This window comes from Novipirellula galeiformis (assembly GCF_007860095.1).
GTDB classification, from domain to species: domain Bacteria; phylum Planctomycetota; class Planctomycetia; order Pirellulales; family Pirellulaceae; genus Novipirellula; species Novipirellula galeiformis.
In genome coordinates this window covers 151069-168556 of sequence record NZ_SJPT01000002.1, presented here as the reverse complement: position 1 = coordinate 168556, position 17488 = coordinate 151069, and the positions used below count along the sequence as shown (strand labels likewise).

The following is a 17488-nucleotide window of genomic DNA, read 5'->3' as shown; positions in this document are numbered from 1 at the left end:
TGATGTTTCAACCTTCCAAGCGACTGATTGTTTTGGCCACGGGGCTGTTTGTCGTGACGCTTGGGGTTGCGATTGCCCAATCACCGAGTGATGCCCCTCCGACGCAAGGGGAAACGAAAGCCAACTCGATCGAAACCAAGATCCGTCGTGCCTTAGACGGAGCCCCCGACGGGGTGAATTCCTCCGATCCGCTACTCGATGATGTGCTTGGGTTGATCCAATCACGCGGCAGCATTCTTGACGGTTCTTCGCTCGACCCGGCGATGGAGACCCCGCTCGCTTCGGAGCAAGGTCCAAGCGATCTCGACAACCGAGCTCGCGCGGCGGAGTGCTTGCTTCGCTCGGCGCGATTGCTACAACGGCTCGGGCCACCGAGTGCATCGCGCAACGAGCTGGTCACAAAAATGCGACACGAAGCGGGCCGCTTGCTGACCGAAGCGGGCCCGCCGACAAAGTGAGATCCGTTCAGGATGGATTGGACTCCATCGATCCCACGCCATGCCAATCCTTGATTCCTCTCCCTCCCGCTGCACGCACTCACCTTGTCTAAATCGCCCTCCACGACGAAACGCACTCGCCGGTTTGCTCCGCACCTGATTGGCGTCGTTATCTTGATGATCGGCAGCGCCGTGTTTGCCGATTATTGGATCGCCAAACCGGAGGGAACCGAGGCGCACTTTGTTGGGCGAGCCGCTTGCATCGATTGTCACCGCGAACAAGCCGAGGCATTTCGCGGATCGCATCACGATTTGGCGATGGATATTGCCACGGATGAAACCGTCTTGGGCGACTTCCAGAACGTCACCTTCGAGCACGATGGTTTGATCAATCGCATGTACCGAGACGGTAAACGATTCATGGTGCACACCGAAGGCCCCAGTGGCGCGATGGAAGACTTTGAAGTGAAGTACGTCTTCGGAGTCGATCCGCTTCAACAATATATGGTTGAATTCGATCGCAGCGACGACATGCCGGAGAACGAATTGTCACGGCTACAGGTGCTCCGGATCAGCTGGGATACCCAAGGCAAACGTTGGTTCTACCTACGTCCGCCGGACGTTAACGAGAAACTCGAACCCGAGGACCCGCTGCATTGGACCGGGATTGCCCAGCGATGGCAAACCATGTGCGCAGATTGTCACTCCACCGATTTAAAAACGAACTTCGACCCCAAGGCGAATCGTTACCACACGACGTTCTCTGAGATCGACGTTAGCTGTGAAGCTTGTCACGGACCTGGCAGCATGCATGTGGAACTCGCCAACAACAAGTCGCTGTTTTGGGACCGTCGCTACGGTTACGGATTGTCCAAGTTGAAGGGCGACAGCAACGAAGCGGAGATCCAATCGTGCGCCCCCTGCCACAGTCGACGCGGGGTGATGGATCCTCATTTCCGCGGCGGGGATTCCTATTTTGATCACTATGCGCTAGAGCTGATGAGCCCTGCGACCTACCACGCCGATGGCCAGATCAAGGACGAGGTCTACGTTTTCGGTTCGTTTATTCAAAGCAAGATGTATCACAAGAACATCCGCTGCAGCGATTGCCACGACCCTCATTCGCTGCAGTTAAAACACCAGGGCAATGAAACGTGCACCTCGTGTCATCAACACGCCGCAGGCAAATACGATGTCCCCTCTCATCACCATCATGTCCCTGGAACTGCGGGTGCGATGTGTGTGAATTGCCACATGCCGCACACGACTTATATGGAGGTCGATCCCCGTCGTGACCACAGTCTCCGCGTCCCTCGCCCCGATTTGTCGGTCAAACTGGGGACGCCTAACGCGTGCAGCGGTTGTCACATCGAAGACCTCCGAAAGGATTTGGATTCTGCGACAAGTGAACAAGCCAAGCACTACGCCGATTGGTTGCGATTAGCCGACGAAGGAAACGAGCAAATCGCCCAGATGTTGGCCAAAACGAATCAATGGTGTGACGATGCGTGTGAGCAGTGGTATGGCAAGGAACGCCATCAACCGTTTCATTTCGGGGAAGCGTTTGCAGCGTTTCGTGCGGGGGATCCCGGCGGAGTCGAAGCGATGCTTCGGCTGGTCAACGAGCCTGACGAAGTTGCACCGGCCTACGCCCGCGCCACCGCGTTATCGGAACTCGGCCAAGCGGGCGTTCGCGAAGCGTTGCCGATCTCGCGTGAGTTGATCAAAAACATGGATGCCCATCCGCTCCTGCGAACCGCGGCAGTCACGGTTTACATGAATGCTTCGGCCGAGCGGATAGCCAAGGACTTGTTTCCGTTGCTCGAGGACGAGTCCAAATCCGTACGCGACGAAGCGACACGTGTGATGATTGCCACCGGAGCGGTGCGAGAGCTCGAGGATTCGCAACGGAGTCAAGTGGAACTCGCCGCCCGTAGTGTCAAGGGAACGTTGATGAACGCATCGGATCGCTCGGGAGCCCATCTGGCGTGGGCGGCGCTGTGCGAACAACTCGGTCGCTACGGCGAAGCGATCGACTCGTATCAAGACGCGATTCGCGTGGAACCGAACAGCACCGGGGCGAGATCCAATTTTGCGGAGCTCTTAGACTCCCTTGCTCAGGCCGGTGGGCCTCAAGCCGCCGAGATGACTGCGTTGGCGAAACAGCTGCGTCGTGCGGAATTACCGCTGATCGCGCGGGACGCCGCCTTGGTTCCCGACAACGCCCATGTGCAATACCGCTATGGATTGGCGTTGTATTTAAACGGGAAGGACGATGAGGCACTGGTGCAACTGCAAAAAGCAGTCGAGTTAGCGCCCGCGGTGGAGGATTATCAAACCGCGCTGCGCTATTTGAAGGAAAAGATGGCTGCCGACGCGGAAAACGAGTCGTGACAAGGGGCCATCGCTCGTTTCAGTGATTTACGGGTACAATCAAGGAAGACTGCCTTCGCTCGGCACCCAATGGGATGGCCCAAAATGGTTGTGATTGCCCAACAAGGTACCGCGAAGCGAGCTAAAACGCCTGGGCTATAGGATTTGCCTGGGCTATGGGATTTGACGCCCTTGGCATAGAAAACGCCTACTAAACATGAAAACGATAATCACGTTGCCAGGGACGGGAGCAAGTTTTCCTCCTACGCAAACGTTTTTTCTGATACCGAAGGACCACCGTTGAACGCGACCATCACCCAACACGACAAAGATGCCCTTCATCCGTTAGCGTCTTACCGAACGCTTCAACCGGACGAATTGCAGGCCCGTATCGAAGCGGTGCGTGCCGAACTTGGCGATTCGCTTTTGATCCTTGGACATCACTATCAACAAGACGAAGTGATCGCCCATACCGATCTACGTGGCGATAGTTACAAGTTAAGTGAAATGGCCGCGGCCAGCCGGACGTGCCGCACGATTGTTTTCTGTGGCGTTCACTTCATGGCCGAGACCGCTGATATTCTTGCGAACCGGCCGGAGAAATTAGCCGAACGCGATGGCAACCGGGTCACCGTCCTGCTTCCCGATATGGCAGCCGGGTGTTCGATGGCCGATATGGCAGCGATCAAACAGGTCGAAGCGGCTTGGGAAGACATGTCCGAGGTTATCGATACCCAGCGGGTGATCCCGGTCACCTATATCAATAGCGCGGCCTCACTAAAAGCTTTCTGTGGTCGCCACGGTGGAATCGTGTGCACCAGCAGCAATGCCAAGGCGGTCCTGGAATGGGCCTACGAGCGAGGAGATCGAGTATTCTTTTTCCCCGACCAACATCTCGGACGTAACACCGCCTTGGGGTTGGGGATTGGCGAAGAACAAATGCCGGTCTGGGATCCCTATGCACTTGAACTAGGCGGCAACACCGAAAAAGCACTCCAAGACAGTCGTGTGATTCTTTGGAAGGGACATTGCAGCGTCCACCAAATGTTTCGTCCCGAACACGTCGACGGCTTCCGCAAAAACCATCCGGGAATCAAGATCCTCGTCCATCCCGAATGCCCTCGCGAAGTGAATGACATTGCGGATGTTTCCGGCAGCACGGGGAAGATCATCGACACGGTGCAAAATAGCCCTGCCGGAACCAAGTGGGCGATCGGAACCGAGTTGCACCTAGTCAATCGCTTGAAGGCCGAACATCCCGAACAAGAGATTCATTTCTTGAGCCCTGTGATCTGTATGTGCTCGACGATGTATCGCATCGACCTGCCACACCTGTGTTGGACGCTTGAAAATCTTCGCGACGGTGCGATTGTCAATCGGATCGAGGTGAGCGACGAAATTTCGAAGTGGAGTTTGGTCGCGCTCGAGCGCATGCTGGCGGTCAAGTAATCGTACCATCGCGGGCGCTGAGTCGATTGCCGCTGCCGGCGCCGGAATCGCCTTGTTCAGGCGACGGCCGGGCGATCCTTGGTGCGAGACGCTTTACATCTGGAAACCACCACCGCAACAACGGGGTGCCCCGCACGCTTCACCACCGCCCGCTACCGGCAACGAACCACCGCTACGAACAGCGGGGGATGCAGGAACGCTCAATTGGCGTTCGATGTCTCGGTTAGCACAGTGGGGACACTCGGCAATTTCGTCACTGCGACGTAACAACACTTCGACCAACTTGTTACACGGTTTGCATTCGTATTCGTAGAGTGGCATGTTCTGGTAAACTTTGAAAAGGGTGAGTTTGATCCAAACGGATTATAGACAAGCGACTTCGATTTCCGCAAAACCATTCCCGGAGCGGCCAACCATGAAACGTCTCCCCCTGACTCGTGAACAAGTTCAATCGGTCGACCAGCGAGCGATCCAGGAATACGGGATGTTGGGGCTGGTGTTGATGGAAAACGCCGGCCGCGGTGCCGCCGAGGTGATCCAGCGGTCCGCCTCGAGTGGATGCATCATCGTGCTTTGCGGCAAAGGGAACAACGGGGGTGATGGCTATGTGATCGCACGTCATCTCGATCTGATGGGGCGGGACGTCCGCGTCATTTCGGTGGTCCCTACGGATGCGCTTTCGGGGGATGCGGCGGCGAACGCAAATATCGCCCTCCGAGCCGACCTTGATGTTCACGTGGTCGAAAATCAAGCGGAAATCGAACAGCTAGTCGGCGATGCTGACGTGATCGTCGATTGTCTGCTCGGCACCGGAGCCACCGGGCCGTTGCGAGGTCTCTACGCGGATGCGGTCCGCATTGCTAACCGAACTCAGGCGACGCGGATCGCAATCGATGTACCGACCGGAATCGATGTGGACACGGGAACCGCCGACCTGCACACCTTCAATGCCGATCTAACGATCACGTTTGTCGCCGAAAAAATTGGCTTTGGATTACAGCAAGCCAGCCAATTTCTAGGTCAGATCGAGCTTGTCTCGATTGGCGTCCCGAGGAAACTGTTACGTCAACATGGCGTTTAACGTGTCAGTCGCCCCCGCGTCAAAACCGAACGACGGATGCTTCGCCATCCACGCGGCACCGCTTAGAGCCTTTTAAATTTTTCATGTAGCCCACACGTCGCCAAACGGTGGACCTCGTTCTGGCGAACGCAGCTACGACGTGAATCCCACGTCGTTTGTCAAACGGCTCTAACGTTCAATATCGGTTTCGTTGGCGGCTCGATTATTGAGTTCGCGGAGTTGATGCATTGTTTCGATGATCGCTTCGGCTTGCAAGCGAATCGCTGTCTTGAATTGAGCTTGCGCGACCGCCACGCTGCCTTTCTGCTGCAATTCATCGATCTTGCCCCAGTCCATCATCCAATTTCTCTGGGATGCGGCGGATCGCAATTCTTCCACCGTTTTTCCCAGCCGGTCGAAGAGTTCTTTGCTGGGATTGGCGCTGTACCTTCGATAAGGGCCTTTGCCGCCAGGCGTTTTGGGCAGTGGCTTCGCTTTGCATTTCGGCTTACTCTGAATGTATTGGGCGACGCAGAACGCCGACGCGATCATCCCCAAGATGAAGGCAATGATCATTGGCCCCAATGCTTTGCTAACCGGGGTGTTGAGCACCGCCATGGCGAGTCCCAACCCCAGCGACCCCAGGAAACAAATCGCTGCGGTCCCCATTAACAGAGGCGAAACCGCACTCGGTTCTCTCCGTCGTCGCGGACGTTTGGCGACGGTCGATTTTCCCGAGACCTCAGCGAAGTCCGCTTCAACGCGAACAATGATCACCGTCGAATTATCGGGACCGCCGCGCAGATTGGCGAGATCGACCAACACGCGGGTCGCTAAATTGGCAGGCAAACAATCCATGATCGCAGCGATTTCTTCGTCCTCGACCTGCCCCGACAAACCATCACTGCAGAGCAGGAATTGGTCGTTCGCGTGAATCTCAAACGGGCCTTCAAGATCGACTTCGACGTTCGCATTCGGGCCAAGCGAGCGTGTGATGACATTTTTGGGGATCGATTGCCCAAGCACACTGTCAGGATGAATTTGCCCGCTCGCCTCCATCTCCCATACCAACGAGTGGTCGAACGTCAATTGCTCGAGCACACGATCACGTAAACGGTAGACGCGTGAATCGCCTACGTGAGCGACCACCGCGCCGACGGGCAGGATTGCCAAACTGCTCGCCGTGGTTCCCATATTGTAGAATTCAGGATTCTGTTGACCGCGGCGGTGGATCTCGGCGTTAGATTCGCGAACCGCAATCCTCAGGGCTTCGGGGCAATCCTCTTCCGCCGAGCGGAAGTACTGCATCGCGATGTGCTCGACCGCTAATCGGCTTGCTAATTCTCCGGCGGCATGAGCTCCCATTCCATCGGCGACAACAAACAAATGGCCGTGATGATAAAATCGATCGAGGGTTCCGGCCATCAACACCGCCATCGAATCTTGGTTATTCGCACGACGCATGCCGACATCCGTCAGCTGCGAATACGTAATACCAGAGTTCCAAGATTCCGACACTGATTGTTGACTCGGGTCGAGGTGTTGCACGGTTTGAACAGGCCTATATTGTAACCCCGCGTCGGTGCGGAGGTTGGGGCAACACACACGTTGCGCCTCCCCAAAAAAAGGAAAATGTTTCCGTCATCTGTTGTAACCGTCATGTTCCCCCATGGCGAACACGCCCTGCTGCGACCAGGATCACGGAATCCGCCTGAAACGAGGTGAGCCATTGCCTCGCAACATCGGTAGACGTTAGTCTACAGAGTTTCGCTTCGTTGCTGTACTCCCCGTCCACTAGCAAAAATGAGGCGGGACGAAGCCCGCGGGCCCATCGGGGACGGAGCCCACGGGCTCATCATCCGCGTCTATCCAAACGTTGCTTGTCGAAAGGCACGCCGTTACCCTTCGCGTCCAGCGTTTGCCGCCTTGTTCAGTAACCCAGCCCAGCGTCCATCCATGTTGGCTGACCCGTTTCCACGCGCCGTTGTTACCGCGATTCCGAGCCAATCATCATCCGACGCGTTTGCGGGGGACTGAATCTAGCTCACTTTTCCCTCACTTCTTTTGACAAATTCGGCGGGAACGCCCCATTTTCCGACAAACGTCTGCTCACTCAACGACAAACGTTGACGGGCGCTGTTTTCTCTCGCTTGCCACGCCTTGCCTTGCTCGCTCGTCGGTTCGCTGCGATCGGGATAGCCAATCGCGATCGCGGTTTGTGGCTCGTGATCTTGGGGAATCTCGTACTGTTGTCGAAGCCGACTCAAATTGACACCGCCCATTTGATGAGCCTGTAATCCGAGCTCGGCCGCTTGCAGGGCGAGATAGGCCGAGGCTTGCCCGAGATCGTGCAGCGCCACTCGGTTGTGTTTCTGATTTCGCCGAAAAGTGGTCCGATTGACCGTGATCAATAACGCACCGGCTTGGCGAGCCCAATCTTGGTTTGCCTCCATCAAACAGTCAATCATCGTTTCAAATTCGACCGTGTCTTGGCGCCGCGCTACGATCCAGTTCCAAGGTTGGTCATTAAAACTACTGGCGGCCCAACGGGCTGCTTCCAAGCACGCTAATATTTTGTCATCTTCCACTTCACGCGGCTCGAACCGATAAGGGCTATATCGATTTTGGATTGCATCAAGAACGTTAGATTGAGTTGGATTCATAAGACTCGACACACGTCAGTGGATTAGATTTTCAGGATCACAATGGGAAAGGCAGTTCGGATGCAAATCGAGTCAGCGACCCCGTGGAACGGCTTGACGCTCCGCCAACGCTGCAAAATCGTGGCGGGAGCGAGATTTGCAATCGCACGCCAAGCGGATAATTTATCAGGGTTGTGTATCAGTGAACAGCGAACCGACGCTTTTGAAACCGTCACCGCCGAGCTGATCCCGCTGTGCGACGCTTTGAAATACCTAGCAAAAAAAGGGGCAACCATTTTGGCGTCTCGCCAACTCGGTGTGCGAGGACGACCGCTGTGGTTGTGGGGCGTTCGCAGCACGGTTCGTCGAGCTCCCCATGGCACGGTACTGATCATCGGAACATGGAACTACCCGCTGTTGTTAACCGGGGTTCAAGTGGCTCAGGCACTCGCCGCGGGTAATCGAGTGTTGCTCAAGCCGGCCGAAGGGTGCGAAGCACTGACGCGGATGTTGGTCCGTTGCTTCTACGATGCGGGTGTTCCCGAGCAGGCACTCCTCCAACTCGATTCCTCACCCACAGCGGCGGCCAGCATCTTAAACGCGACGACCACGCCCCAACCTGTCGATTTGGTTGTACTGACCGGCTCGGCGAACACTGGCCGCAAGGTGCTTGAACAAACGGCCAAAACGCTTACCCCTGCGATCATGGAACTGAGCGGCTGTGACGCGGTCGTCGTGCTGCCCGGCGCGGATCTCGACCGCGTCTGCTCGTTCGTCAAATTTGGTTTGAATTTGAACAGCGGAGCGACCTGTATCGGGCCGCGACGATTGCTCGTCGAAGATTCCCCCATGGCCGACGCGGTCGTCACGCGGCTTTGTCAACGGCTTGACGAGACAGACAAGCACTTCGTCATCCACCCGGTCGCCCGCGCCGGCGTTGCCCAGACGATTGACGAAGCCATTTCCGGCGGTGCGATCGACGCAACTCAACATTACGACGCGGAACGATTAGCGGCGACCGGCGAGATGCGCACGTTGGTACTCGATCGCGTTCCCATGGACGCAGAAATTGTGTCAGCGGATCTGTTCGCTCCGGTCATTAGCGTGGTTCGTCTGAAAAACAGCGAGGATGCGGTGGCGGCCATCAATCAGTGCCGTTACCGTCTAGCGGCGTCCGTGTTTGGCCCCCGTCGAGCCGCGATCGCGATGGCAAACCAGTTGAACGTGGGCTCCGTCGCGATCAACGAAATGATCACCCCCACCGCCGATCCACGTGTCCCGTTCGGAGGCCGAGGCAGCAGCGGATTTGGGGTAACTCGCGGCGACGAGGGGTTGCTGGCGATGACGGTCCCGGTCGTGGTCAGCGAGCGACGGGGACGTTTTGCACTGCATCACATGCCACAAAATGATGTAACGCGTGAACGATTGATTGGCGCACTCCAACTGCGGAACGCCCAAGGACTCAAAATGTTTTGGCTAGCGCTGCGACGCATGCTCTCTTGACGCGGCCGCATGATACGTAGTTAGGAATAACCAACCATGGCAGAATCAAGAAAGTCGGGATGATGAGCGATTCAAATACAACGACCAAGAAAGTGATCGTCGTAGGGGGTGGCTTAGCCGGGCTCGGCGCTGCCTGTGTGCTGGCCGCACGCGGTCACGCTGTGACCATATTGGAAAAAAACGATTGGGTCGGTGGCAAAGCCGCGGTATTGAACGCGCAAGGCTACCGATTCGATATGGGGCCGACGATTTTGACCCTGCCAAGTGTTCTCCGGCGTATCTTTACGGAAGCAGGTCGCGATCTGGACGACTACGTTTCGATGGTTCCGTTGGATCCCCAATGGCGGTGTTTCTTCGAACAAGAAAGTGCCGGTGATCAGCACGTGCTCGACCTGGTCGCGGATGTCGATGCGATGGCCTCCAAGATCGGTCACTTCACCGACTCCGAAACCGACGCTCAGGGATATCGGCGGTTCATGGAGATCAGCGAGCAACTACATCGCGTCTCGGATCGCTTCTTTTTCTGGCGGAGCGTCGGTGGATTGCGTGACACCATGCAAATCGGAGGGGCCTTTTCAGCCGCCGTTTTAAAAGATGTGATGTCGCTGCGCATGGGAAAAAGCGTCGCTTCGGTGGTTCGTTCGCACGTCGCCGACGACCGCGTTGCGCAAATGATGGATCACTTCACTCAATATGTGGGTTCGTCACCGGCGGCGTCACCGGCCGTATTATGCGGGATCGCGCACATGCAAACCGATGAAGGCATTTGGTACCCGATCGGCGGCACGCGGGCGATCCCCGAAGCCCTCTTAAAGCTGGCTCATGAACTTGGCGTTGAAATCCACACCGGTACCGACGTGATGCGGATCACCACGTCGCAGCCCAACGGGAAAGGGAGGCCGCAAGTTAGCGGTGTCGTGACCGCGGGCGGCGAGACGATTCACTGTGACGCAATCGTTAGTAACTGCGACGCAGTGCGAACCTATCGCGAACTGCTGGCCGGTACGGTGCCCTCGCACCGTTTTGAAAAATCACAGAAACACGAACCCGCATGCAGCGGCGTGGTTCTGTACCTGGGACTTAATCGACGCTACGAGCAACTGTTGCATCATAATTTTGTCTTTTCACGCGACCCAGAACAAGAATTCGACTTTATCTATCGCAAAGGCGAACCCGCGCCCGACCCCTCAGCCTACGTCTGTGCTCCGGCGATCAGCGAACCGGGTGTTGCTCCGCATGGATGCGAAGCATTGTATGTGCTGGTCCACACCCCCTACCTCCGCCCCAACCACAATTGGCACACGATGTTCGCGTCCTATCGCGAGACGATTTTAGACAAGTTGGAATCGGCCGCAGGCTTGGACCATATCCGCGATGCGATCGTTTATGAGTCGGCCCTCACGCCCGAGGACATCCACCATCGTTATCGCGTTCTCAATGGTGCAATTTATGGTTTGGCCAGTCATGGGAAATATCTTGGCGCGTTCAAACCGGCCAACCGGCGACGTGATATCGCAGGTTTGTATTTGGCGGGCGGCGCAGCTCACCCAGGCCCTGGGATGCCAATGGTCTTGATGAGTGGCTGGATCGCGGCCGATGCACTCGACGAGGATGTGAAGCACGCTCAAAGGCGTTGATTTCGCACTGAATCGCAACTCAAATCCTCTCACGACATCCTCAGACGCCTGCTGCGAGCGATCGACAATCGCTCCTCAACTACTCCGGCAAGCATGGCTGAGGCCGACCCCCGTTTGTCAGCTTTGGTTTCAGACGTCAGAATCATCGTTTCATATTTCTTTCATCGCTAACCGTTCGTATCTATGACTGATCTTTCTGCTCGTGCTGCTCGCGGCGTTTTTATTGTGATCGACGGCATCGATGGTGCCGGAAAATCGACGCAAGTCGATCGATTGTGTGTATGGTTGCGAAGTCAGGGCTACGAAGTGACTCAGTCGCGTGAACCGACCGACGGTCGCTGGGGAAAAATGATTCGCGCTAGTGCCACGACAGGCCGATTGTCGGCAGAAGACGAATTGAACGCGTTCATTGAAGACCGTCGCGAACATGTGGCAACGTTGATCCAGCCCGCATTGGCGAAAGGAAACGTGGTCGTCGTCGACCGTTACTTCTACTCCACCGTGGCCTACCAAGGACTGCGAGGGGCCGATACCGGATCGCTATTGTCCGAGATGCGTGGGGAGTTCCCGGCTCCCGACTTGGCGTTGTTTTTCGATTTGCCGGTCGACGTCGCCTTGCAACGAATCTCCGAACATCGAGGCGACGTGCCAAACGAGTTTGAACAAGAAGACGCGTTGACCGAGATTCGCAAATCATTTCACCACATGGCGACTCAATGTGCTGAAGTCGAAGTGGTCGATTGTACCCCCACGCCGGACGAGATCGCCGAGAATGTTATCTCGCGTGTTCAGAGCGTGCTTTAGTTCGCGACGACTGCCGCTCTACCAAGCTTCATTCTTTAAAATCTCACCATCGGCACGGTTTCCCAATTGGGCAAACAATTCGGGATCAATCGTCATCGAAAGAAACCGAGTCGAGCCGTCGGCATATCCAAAATTAGCACCGCCCGTATGAGCGCTTCCAAATCCGCCCACCTCCAAGGAGCCCACTGGCGGTTCCAGTGATTCCGCGGGGTCATTGTGATAGCTGAAAGCCTCGATCGGCGAACCGGTGTTTCGCAGCGTCGCACGTGTCCCCGAACACCAACCGAGCGAGTTGCGATCGGGGAGCATTTCTCCGATCAGGATGGTCTGAGAACTCCCATCAAACATGTCGCTGTATCGGATGCGGCTATTCAGGAACAACAATCCGTCATTGTCGGTGTCGATCGGAGTTTCGGTGGAACTGTAACAGCCAGCGTAATTCGAAATCGCGAAGGGCGTATCGCCCCGCTGGTTGTCCACCGGAACCGTGACTTCGGATTCCCTCCAAGGAAAGGAGGGACAATTGAATGTAGGCACGCGACTGACCCGGACCGGAGCATTCGCGGCCGCATAAACGCCCGCTTTCAAATCAAAATGTTCAAACAGTGCGTGTTGTTCAAGGAATGGCAAAATCTGCACCGTCCAACTGACGTGTTGCCCGATCGGTTCGTTGCGGATCGGGCCTTGCTCGCTAATCACTCCGGCGGGCAACCGTTCGTGGCTAAAGTCATGATGATGCACGGCCAGCCCGAGTTGCATCATGTTATTCAAACATGCCGATCGCCGTGCCGCCTCGCGCGCCGCCTGGACCGCGGGTAATAGCAATCCGATTAAAACGCCGATGATCGCGATCACAACCAATAATTCTACCAAGGTGAACCCGCCGTGAAATCGTCTCGTCGGATGAGAACGATCAACGTAGAGCGGCGTTTCCGGACGCCGTACGCACTCATGAGCGAGCGTTTGTTTTGTCGTGGTTTTCATGGTTTTACTCGTTATCGGTGATTGGCGAAGGTTTGGACGTTGAAACTTCTAGCGTGTCGCTCTTCTGGGTACGGGTGGCGATCCGCATCGCAGGGGTGGCGACCGAGCGACACAAGGTAGCGACTGCGGTGACTTCGTGCCAATCGAAGTCCTCGTCTTCATCACGCTCGAGTCGCTCGACGCGGATCGTGACTTGAGCCTCGGCGAACTCGAGCGACTCCGGCTCAGGAATCCAAGTCTCGCCTGCATAGCCGGCGGAAGCTTCGATGCTTTTGACGGCCCGTCGGATTCCAGCCTCGAGCAACCATTCCGTCTGCAAAACTTGGTGTCGTTGACGGATCTCACGCTGCGCTCGCACCGCCGTGGCAACATTGACGAGAACCAGACTCGAAGCCACCAGCAAACAAACCAAAGTGCAAATCAGCACCGTGCCACACCGTGAGTCGCGCCGTGGGTGAAGGCATGCTTGAGTCTCACGCCTCTGCGAATTGGAAACATTCAACTTCATGGTGACTCCTCGCTACGATCCGAGTCGGTTTCCGCTGGACTCGTTTGACGCATGAGTTTCCGGCGACCGATGGTGGCAGTGACTCGACGATCGACTCTCGATTCGTATCCGGTTTGGGCAGGGGAAAAGCGGATTTCCAGCAGCGCTTCGTCCGCGGTATCCACGACCGACATTGCAACGCGATAGGACTTCGCCATCGAGTACGGTTCACGCCAATCGCGTTGCTTTTTGCGGCTCTCGTTGCGAATCACCAACGCATCTTGAATCGAGTATTCGACCGTATGGTTGTTGGCCAGCGTTAACCGGCAACCATTGGAGTCACATTCGATCGTTTCACAGCGATGGACGTCGGCACGAAACTGATCGACCAAACGCTGCGAGTTGCGATCGTGACTGGCTCGCTCCTTGCTGAGCGCCGACATCGTCATCGATTCGTGGACCAGCCCCAAAGCGAGCACCATCAAGGTTGTGCCAGCGGCCATCGACACCACCAATTCGACCAACGTATGTCCAAACATCCGACGCATCATTCGGGGTCCTCCGATTCGATCCATCCGACCAACGTCAACGGTGGGGGATTGCCGCGGCGTTTCCAATCGATCGACAACTGCAAACGGGCTTCGCTTGTTGCACGTAAAATCCTCCCTTCCATCGCGACCTCTGCCAACATCGTTTGAGCGGCTTGCGAAACCTCGATTGAATCCAAGGCCGTGGCGATCTCCCCCGCCGGCAGCCGAGTCAGCCGATCCATTTGGTTTGACAATTCGTCCAACGCCAATTGGTGGTGACGTGTTTGTTGCCACAGCCGCCCGCAGCGAACCGATAACGGAGCGACGATGCCAACGCCGCTCGCCAGCAGCGTTGCCGACACCATCAATTCGATCAACGTGGCGCCGTTTCGTCGCCTTCGGCGCGGGCGACGCCAATGCACGATGTTCATCAACGGATTCCTGGGTGAGAAGCGAACGACATGACCTGAGTCATCAATTGAAAGAACGCCACGCCCATCAGCGTGACGACCGCTGCGGCGATGAACACGAAAGTGGGATGGATCAGTGCGATCAGCTTGTCATCACGTCGATCTAAACGATCTGCTTTCCAGAGGCCCAATCGCCGCAATGTCCAAGCGATCGACGAGGCCGAATCAAGACTTGCGATTGCCTTGGCTTCACGCTCGGTGATCAGATCAGCCGCAGCCATACTGTCCCAAGCGTCGGCTCCCTGTTCCACCTCATTGCGAACCAACAATAGACGATGACGCATGCGTGAATCGAAGTGGTATCTCGCCAAAGTGGACAGACCACTGGAGAGCGAACGCCCCGCATCGGCATTATCCGCCAATAGAATTAACAGCTCGGCATTTCGATCTGCCGCGATCGAGATGGGAAAGCGGCGGCGAAAACTGCGGCGGATCATCCCCGCCAATGGCGTCTTGATCACGACGATCGCAAGCACGAAAACAAGGGCGATCCAAGGGGACGCGTTGCCTAACACAGTGCCGAACGACTGCAACAACACGAACGACGCTGGCAAACTCTGGGGAGCGCCGCTGAGATTCGTTTCCTCAGCAACCTTTTGCAGCATCGGGAACGTATTGAACAGTAGCATCGCAAGGACCAACGTCGAAACGAATGCGAGCAGCGACAGATAAACAAGCAATTGACGAAGGTAGGTTTGCCGTCGGCCGCGTGAATCATCGCTTTCTAACGCCAAACGTCGCAAAGTTTTGGGGAGTGTTCCGTTTTGAGTCGCAAAACGAATCGCCAATACGGTGTCATCCCTCAGCACGTCTGGGGTCTGTTCCAAGGCGTCAATCAACGACATCCCTTCGGCGAGTCGCTTAGCCATTCGTTGCAATCGCCGACGAAAGCGTCCACGCTGCTCGCACGCAAAATTCTGTACCATCAACGCCACATCGAGGCGCTCTGAAATGGCGACCGACAAAAGTCGCAACAACGATTGCTGGCATGCATCCGGTGTGTCGCTGGGCCACCACGGCGTGGTCTTCCAACGTCTTCCCCATTGCAAAATCGCGGTGAACCCTTCGTCGATCATTACGATAACCCCGTCACGAGTTGAATCAGCGGCATGAACAACGCGAACATCACAAACGCGACGACCAAGGCGACGCCGATGATCGCGAATTGAGAGAAGATGCCACTGGTCCAATTGGTTCGTTGACGGACTCGTTCGCGATACATCGCTGAAAGCTCGCGCAGCAGGGTGGTGTTTGGTTGCCCATGGCTACCGGCCGACAACGCATAAATGACGTTACCCGGTAATTGCACCGCGTACGACGAGTGATCCAACGGCGTCGATGTTTCCGCGGCGTGCTGGGCTAACCACATCGCGACCTCACGAAAGTGTCGATCACCACACCCCCGCCCCGCAAACCAAAGTGCTTCCGGCACGCTGGCCCCCATATCGAGTAACTCCGCCATCTGGGCCGTTAACTTTGCCATCACACCGACGCTCGCTGAATTTCCCGCAGCCATGCGTCCAAAAATGCGGGTGGTCAACGAGTATCGGGTCCAACCCCAATAGAGCCCGAAAAGCGTGATCGTTGCAGTGACGGTCGCCAGTAAACAGCCCATTGGATTTGTCGTTAGCGTGTCGCTCAATCCAACTAACAAGCGGGTCGAGGCAGGCAACGTAATGCCAAACTCCTCGAACATGCGGTGGAATACGGGGACGACGGTCAACGAGATAAATGCCAAGACGATCGTCGCAATCACAATTGCCACGAGCGGGTAAAACCAAGCATTCCGTCGTTGCAATCGAGCATCCGATTCCGCGTTGGTATAGCCGATCGCGTCGGCCAACTTTGCAGCGCTGGGATGAGAGTCCGTCGCGGCTCCCAGATAAGTGATCCAAACTGCGGTGACGGGGTCCGCCATCAAGTCGCACGCCGAAGGATCCCGCTTTAATTGCTGCAATAGCGAACTGAGTTCCCGACGACTACGACCGGGCGGCATCTCTTCGGCCAACGCCGTCAAGGCCGGCATCCACTCGCTGCGATGCGCTAACATCCGCTCGACATGCTTGAGGATCGCGGAATCGGAAGTAGGAACGCGTTGCATCATGGTTCGGTGTTTGCATCCGAGTTGGTTTAGGAGAGCGTTTCGAGAAATCCGACCCAGGGCAGGAAGAGTGCTAACGCATAGAGCAGCACCACGATGCCACCGACCGCGGCCGTTAAAATCGCAGGGACCACATACCGCCAACGCGTCGCGTAGCGGTCGGCTTTCTGGCGATACATTCCAGCGATATGCCGCAACACAGCGGACCGTGATTCGCTGTGGCTCGTGCCTGTGATTGCCCAACGCAACAATGGAGGCAAGGACTCTACGGTCATCCGCTCGGGAGGGACATCCGTATCGGCGACTGGATTCGCGAAGCCGCACACCGCTAGGCTTTCGGAAGGGGAAATTCCGTGTTCCATCAAGCCAGCCAATTGGCCGGCGATCACCGCGTTTTTTTCCATGTGCGCATACTTCGTTCCGCCCGGGATGCGGGCCCATCGCAGCCGGTTGCCGTAACGCGTCCATGCGATCCATCCCAAGCCGAATCCAATCGCGATCACCGGCAACGCAATCGGCAACCCGTGGCGAATGGTAACCAACCCATCCAACGTGCGGCTCTTCTCAAGCCACATCTCATCGTAGAACGCCTCCAACTTGGGGCTGGTAAAGTTCAGCGTGAAGAGGAACGCGATCAGAGTTAGCACGACTAAAATTGCGGTTTGAAACAACCACTGGCCGACATTCCGTTTCAAGTTGCGTTCGGAGCAGGCCGAACCGCTGGCGACTTCCCATGCGACGGCCGTATCGCCCGTGGTCAATAACGAGATCAATGCTTGACGATAGCGAGGCGAAATCTCGATGTCGTTATCGATCGCTTGACGCACCGATTCTCCTCGAGCAACACGCAATCCCATGCGTGCAGCGAATTGCGATGTGGTTTCTTCAACCGCTTGTCCCGCGCCGTCCTGGTCCAGATCGATTGGCAACCCGGTTGCAGCGACGAGTACCAATTGCTCGTTGAATGCGATGATTTGATCGAGGGCAGACATGGACATTGGGGCTATCACC

17 protein-coding genes are annotated in these 17488 nt (G+C 56.4%); 7 read left to right on the top strand and 10 right to left on the bottom strand.

Annotated features, from left to right (window positions below):
* The first annotated feature begins 2 nt into the window (after nucleotides 1-2).
* The 3 genes from Pla52o_RS05810 (at nucleotide 3) to nadA (ending at nucleotide 4259) form a co-directional block, all read left to right on the top strand.
* Nucleotides 3-458 (top strand): hypothetical protein, encoded by a 456-nt coding sequence (locus Pla52o_RS05810; protein WP_146593670.1) that lies wholly within the window; start codon nucleotides 3-5, stop codon nucleotides 456-458.
* 84 nt (nucleotides 459-542) lie between these two features.
* Nucleotides 543-2831 carry a multiheme c-type cytochrome gene (locus Pla52o_RS05805; RefSeq protein WP_315852936.1) on the top strand — a complete coding sequence of 763 codons (2289 nt, stop codon included), beginning with the start codon at nucleotides 543-545 and terminating at the stop codon, nucleotides 2829-2831.
* 279 nt (nucleotides 2832-3110) lie between these two features.
* On the top strand, nucleotides 3111-4259 hold the full coding sequence (gene nadA, locus Pla52o_RS05800; RefSeq protein ID WP_146593669.1) for a quinolinate synthase NadA: 1149 nt from the start codon (nucleotides 3111-3113) through the stop codon (nucleotides 4257-4259).
* 93 nt (nucleotides 4260-4352) lie between these two features.
* On the opposite strand, the gene Pla52o_RS05795 is transcribed toward nadA, so the two are convergent.
* Complete coding sequence (locus Pla52o_RS05795; RefSeq protein ID WP_146593668.1) at nucleotides 4353-4580, bottom strand: FmdB family zinc ribbon protein; 228 nt, start codon at nucleotides 4578-4580, stop codon at nucleotides 4353-4355.
* A gap of 94 nt (nucleotides 4581-4674) precedes the next feature.
* Between Pla52o_RS05795 and Pla52o_RS05790 the strand changes: the two genes are divergently transcribed.
* Nucleotides 4675-5340, top strand: a complete 666-nt coding sequence (locus Pla52o_RS05790) for an NAD(P)H-hydrate epimerase (protein WP_231612128.1) — start codon at nucleotides 4675-4677, stop codon at nucleotides 5338-5340.
* Between the two features lie 168 nt (nucleotides 5341-5508).
* Here the strand turns inward: Pla52o_RS05790 and Pla52o_RS05785 are convergent, their stop codons facing one another.
* Nucleotides 5509-6783, bottom strand: a complete 1275-nt coding sequence (locus Pla52o_RS05785; RefSeq protein ID WP_231612127.1) for a PP2C family protein-serine/threonine phosphatase — start codon at nucleotides 6781-6783, stop codon at nucleotides 5509-5511.
* A gap of 575 nt (nucleotides 6784-7358) precedes the next feature.
* Nucleotides 7359-7982, bottom strand: a complete 624-nt coding sequence (locus tag Pla52o_RS05780) for a nitroreductase family protein (protein WP_146593667.1) — start codon at nucleotides 7980-7982, stop codon at nucleotides 7359-7361.
* Nucleotides 7983-8024: 42 nt separating this feature from the next.
* On the opposite strand from Pla52o_RS05780, the gene Pla52o_RS05775 reads away from it, so the two are divergent.
* From Pla52o_RS05775 to tmk, 3 genes are all read left to right on the top strand, one after another.
* A complete protein-coding gene (locus Pla52o_RS05775; protein ID WP_146593666.1) occupies nucleotides 8025-9464 on the top strand; it encodes an aldehyde dehydrogenase family protein in 1440 nt (479 codons plus the stop codon).
* A 59-nt stretch (nucleotides 9465-9523) separates the two neighbouring features.
* The gene (locus tag Pla52o_RS05770; RefSeq protein WP_146593665.1) at nucleotides 9524-11101 is read left to right on the top strand and encodes a phytoene desaturase family protein; all 1578 of its coding nucleotides are present in this window, start codon (nucleotides 9524-9526) and stop codon (nucleotides 11099-11101) included.
* Nucleotides 11102-11284: 183 nt separating this feature from the next.
* Nucleotides 11285-11905: a dTMP kinase gene (gene tmk / locus Pla52o_RS05765; protein WP_146593664.1), complete on the top strand. Its 621-nt coding sequence runs from the start codon at nucleotides 11285-11287 to the stop codon at nucleotides 11903-11905.
* 18 nt (nucleotides 11906-11923) lie between these two features.
* On the opposite strand, the gene Pla52o_RS05760 is transcribed toward tmk, so the two are convergent.
* The 7 genes from Pla52o_RS05760 to Pla52o_RS26665 all read right to left on the bottom strand — a co-directional run bounded on the left by Pla52o_RS05760 (nucleotide 11924) and on the right by Pla52o_RS26665 (nucleotide 17475).
* Nucleotides 11924-12889: a DUF1559 domain-containing protein gene (locus Pla52o_RS05760; protein ID WP_146593663.1), complete on the bottom strand. Its 966-nt coding sequence runs from the start codon at nucleotides 12887-12889 to the stop codon at nucleotides 11924-11926.
* A 4-nt stretch (nucleotides 12890-12893) separates the two neighbouring features.
* Nucleotides 12894-13316 (bottom strand): hypothetical protein, encoded by a 423-nt coding sequence (locus Pla52o_RS05755; RefSeq protein WP_146593662.1) that lies wholly within the window; start codon nucleotides 13314-13316, stop codon nucleotides 12894-12896.
* A gap of 77 nt (nucleotides 13317-13393) precedes the next feature.
* Complete coding sequence (locus Pla52o_RS05750; RefSeq protein ID WP_146593661.1) at nucleotides 13394-13927, bottom strand: PulJ/GspJ family protein; 534 nt, start codon at nucleotides 13925-13927, stop codon at nucleotides 13394-13396.
* Nucleotides 13924-14337: a prepilin-type N-terminal cleavage/methylation domain-containing protein gene (locus Pla52o_RS05745; protein WP_146593660.1), complete on the bottom strand. Its 414-nt coding sequence runs from the start codon at nucleotides 14335-14337 to the stop codon at nucleotides 13924-13926. Before Pla52o_RS05745 ends, Pla52o_RS05750 begins: the two co-directional genes overlap by 4 nt.
* Nucleotides 14337-15452 carry a type II secretion system F family protein gene (locus Pla52o_RS05740; protein ID WP_146593659.1) on the bottom strand — a complete coding sequence of 372 codons (1116 nt, stop codon included), beginning with the start codon at nucleotides 15450-15452 and terminating at the stop codon, nucleotides 14337-14339. Before Pla52o_RS05740 ends, Pla52o_RS05745 begins: the two co-directional genes overlap by 1 nt.
* A complete protein-coding gene (locus Pla52o_RS05735) occupies nucleotides 15452-16477 on the bottom strand; it encodes a type II secretion system F family protein (RefSeq protein ID WP_231612126.1) in 1026 nt (341 codons plus the stop codon). Before Pla52o_RS05735 ends, Pla52o_RS05740 begins: the two co-directional genes overlap by 1 nt.
* Nucleotides 16478-16506: 29 nt before the next feature.
* Nucleotides 16507-17475 (bottom strand): hypothetical protein, encoded by a 969-nt coding sequence (locus Pla52o_RS26665; RefSeq protein WP_197169028.1) that lies wholly within the window; start codon nucleotides 17473-17475, stop codon nucleotides 16507-16509.
* Nucleotides 17476-17488: the final 13 nt, after the last annotated feature.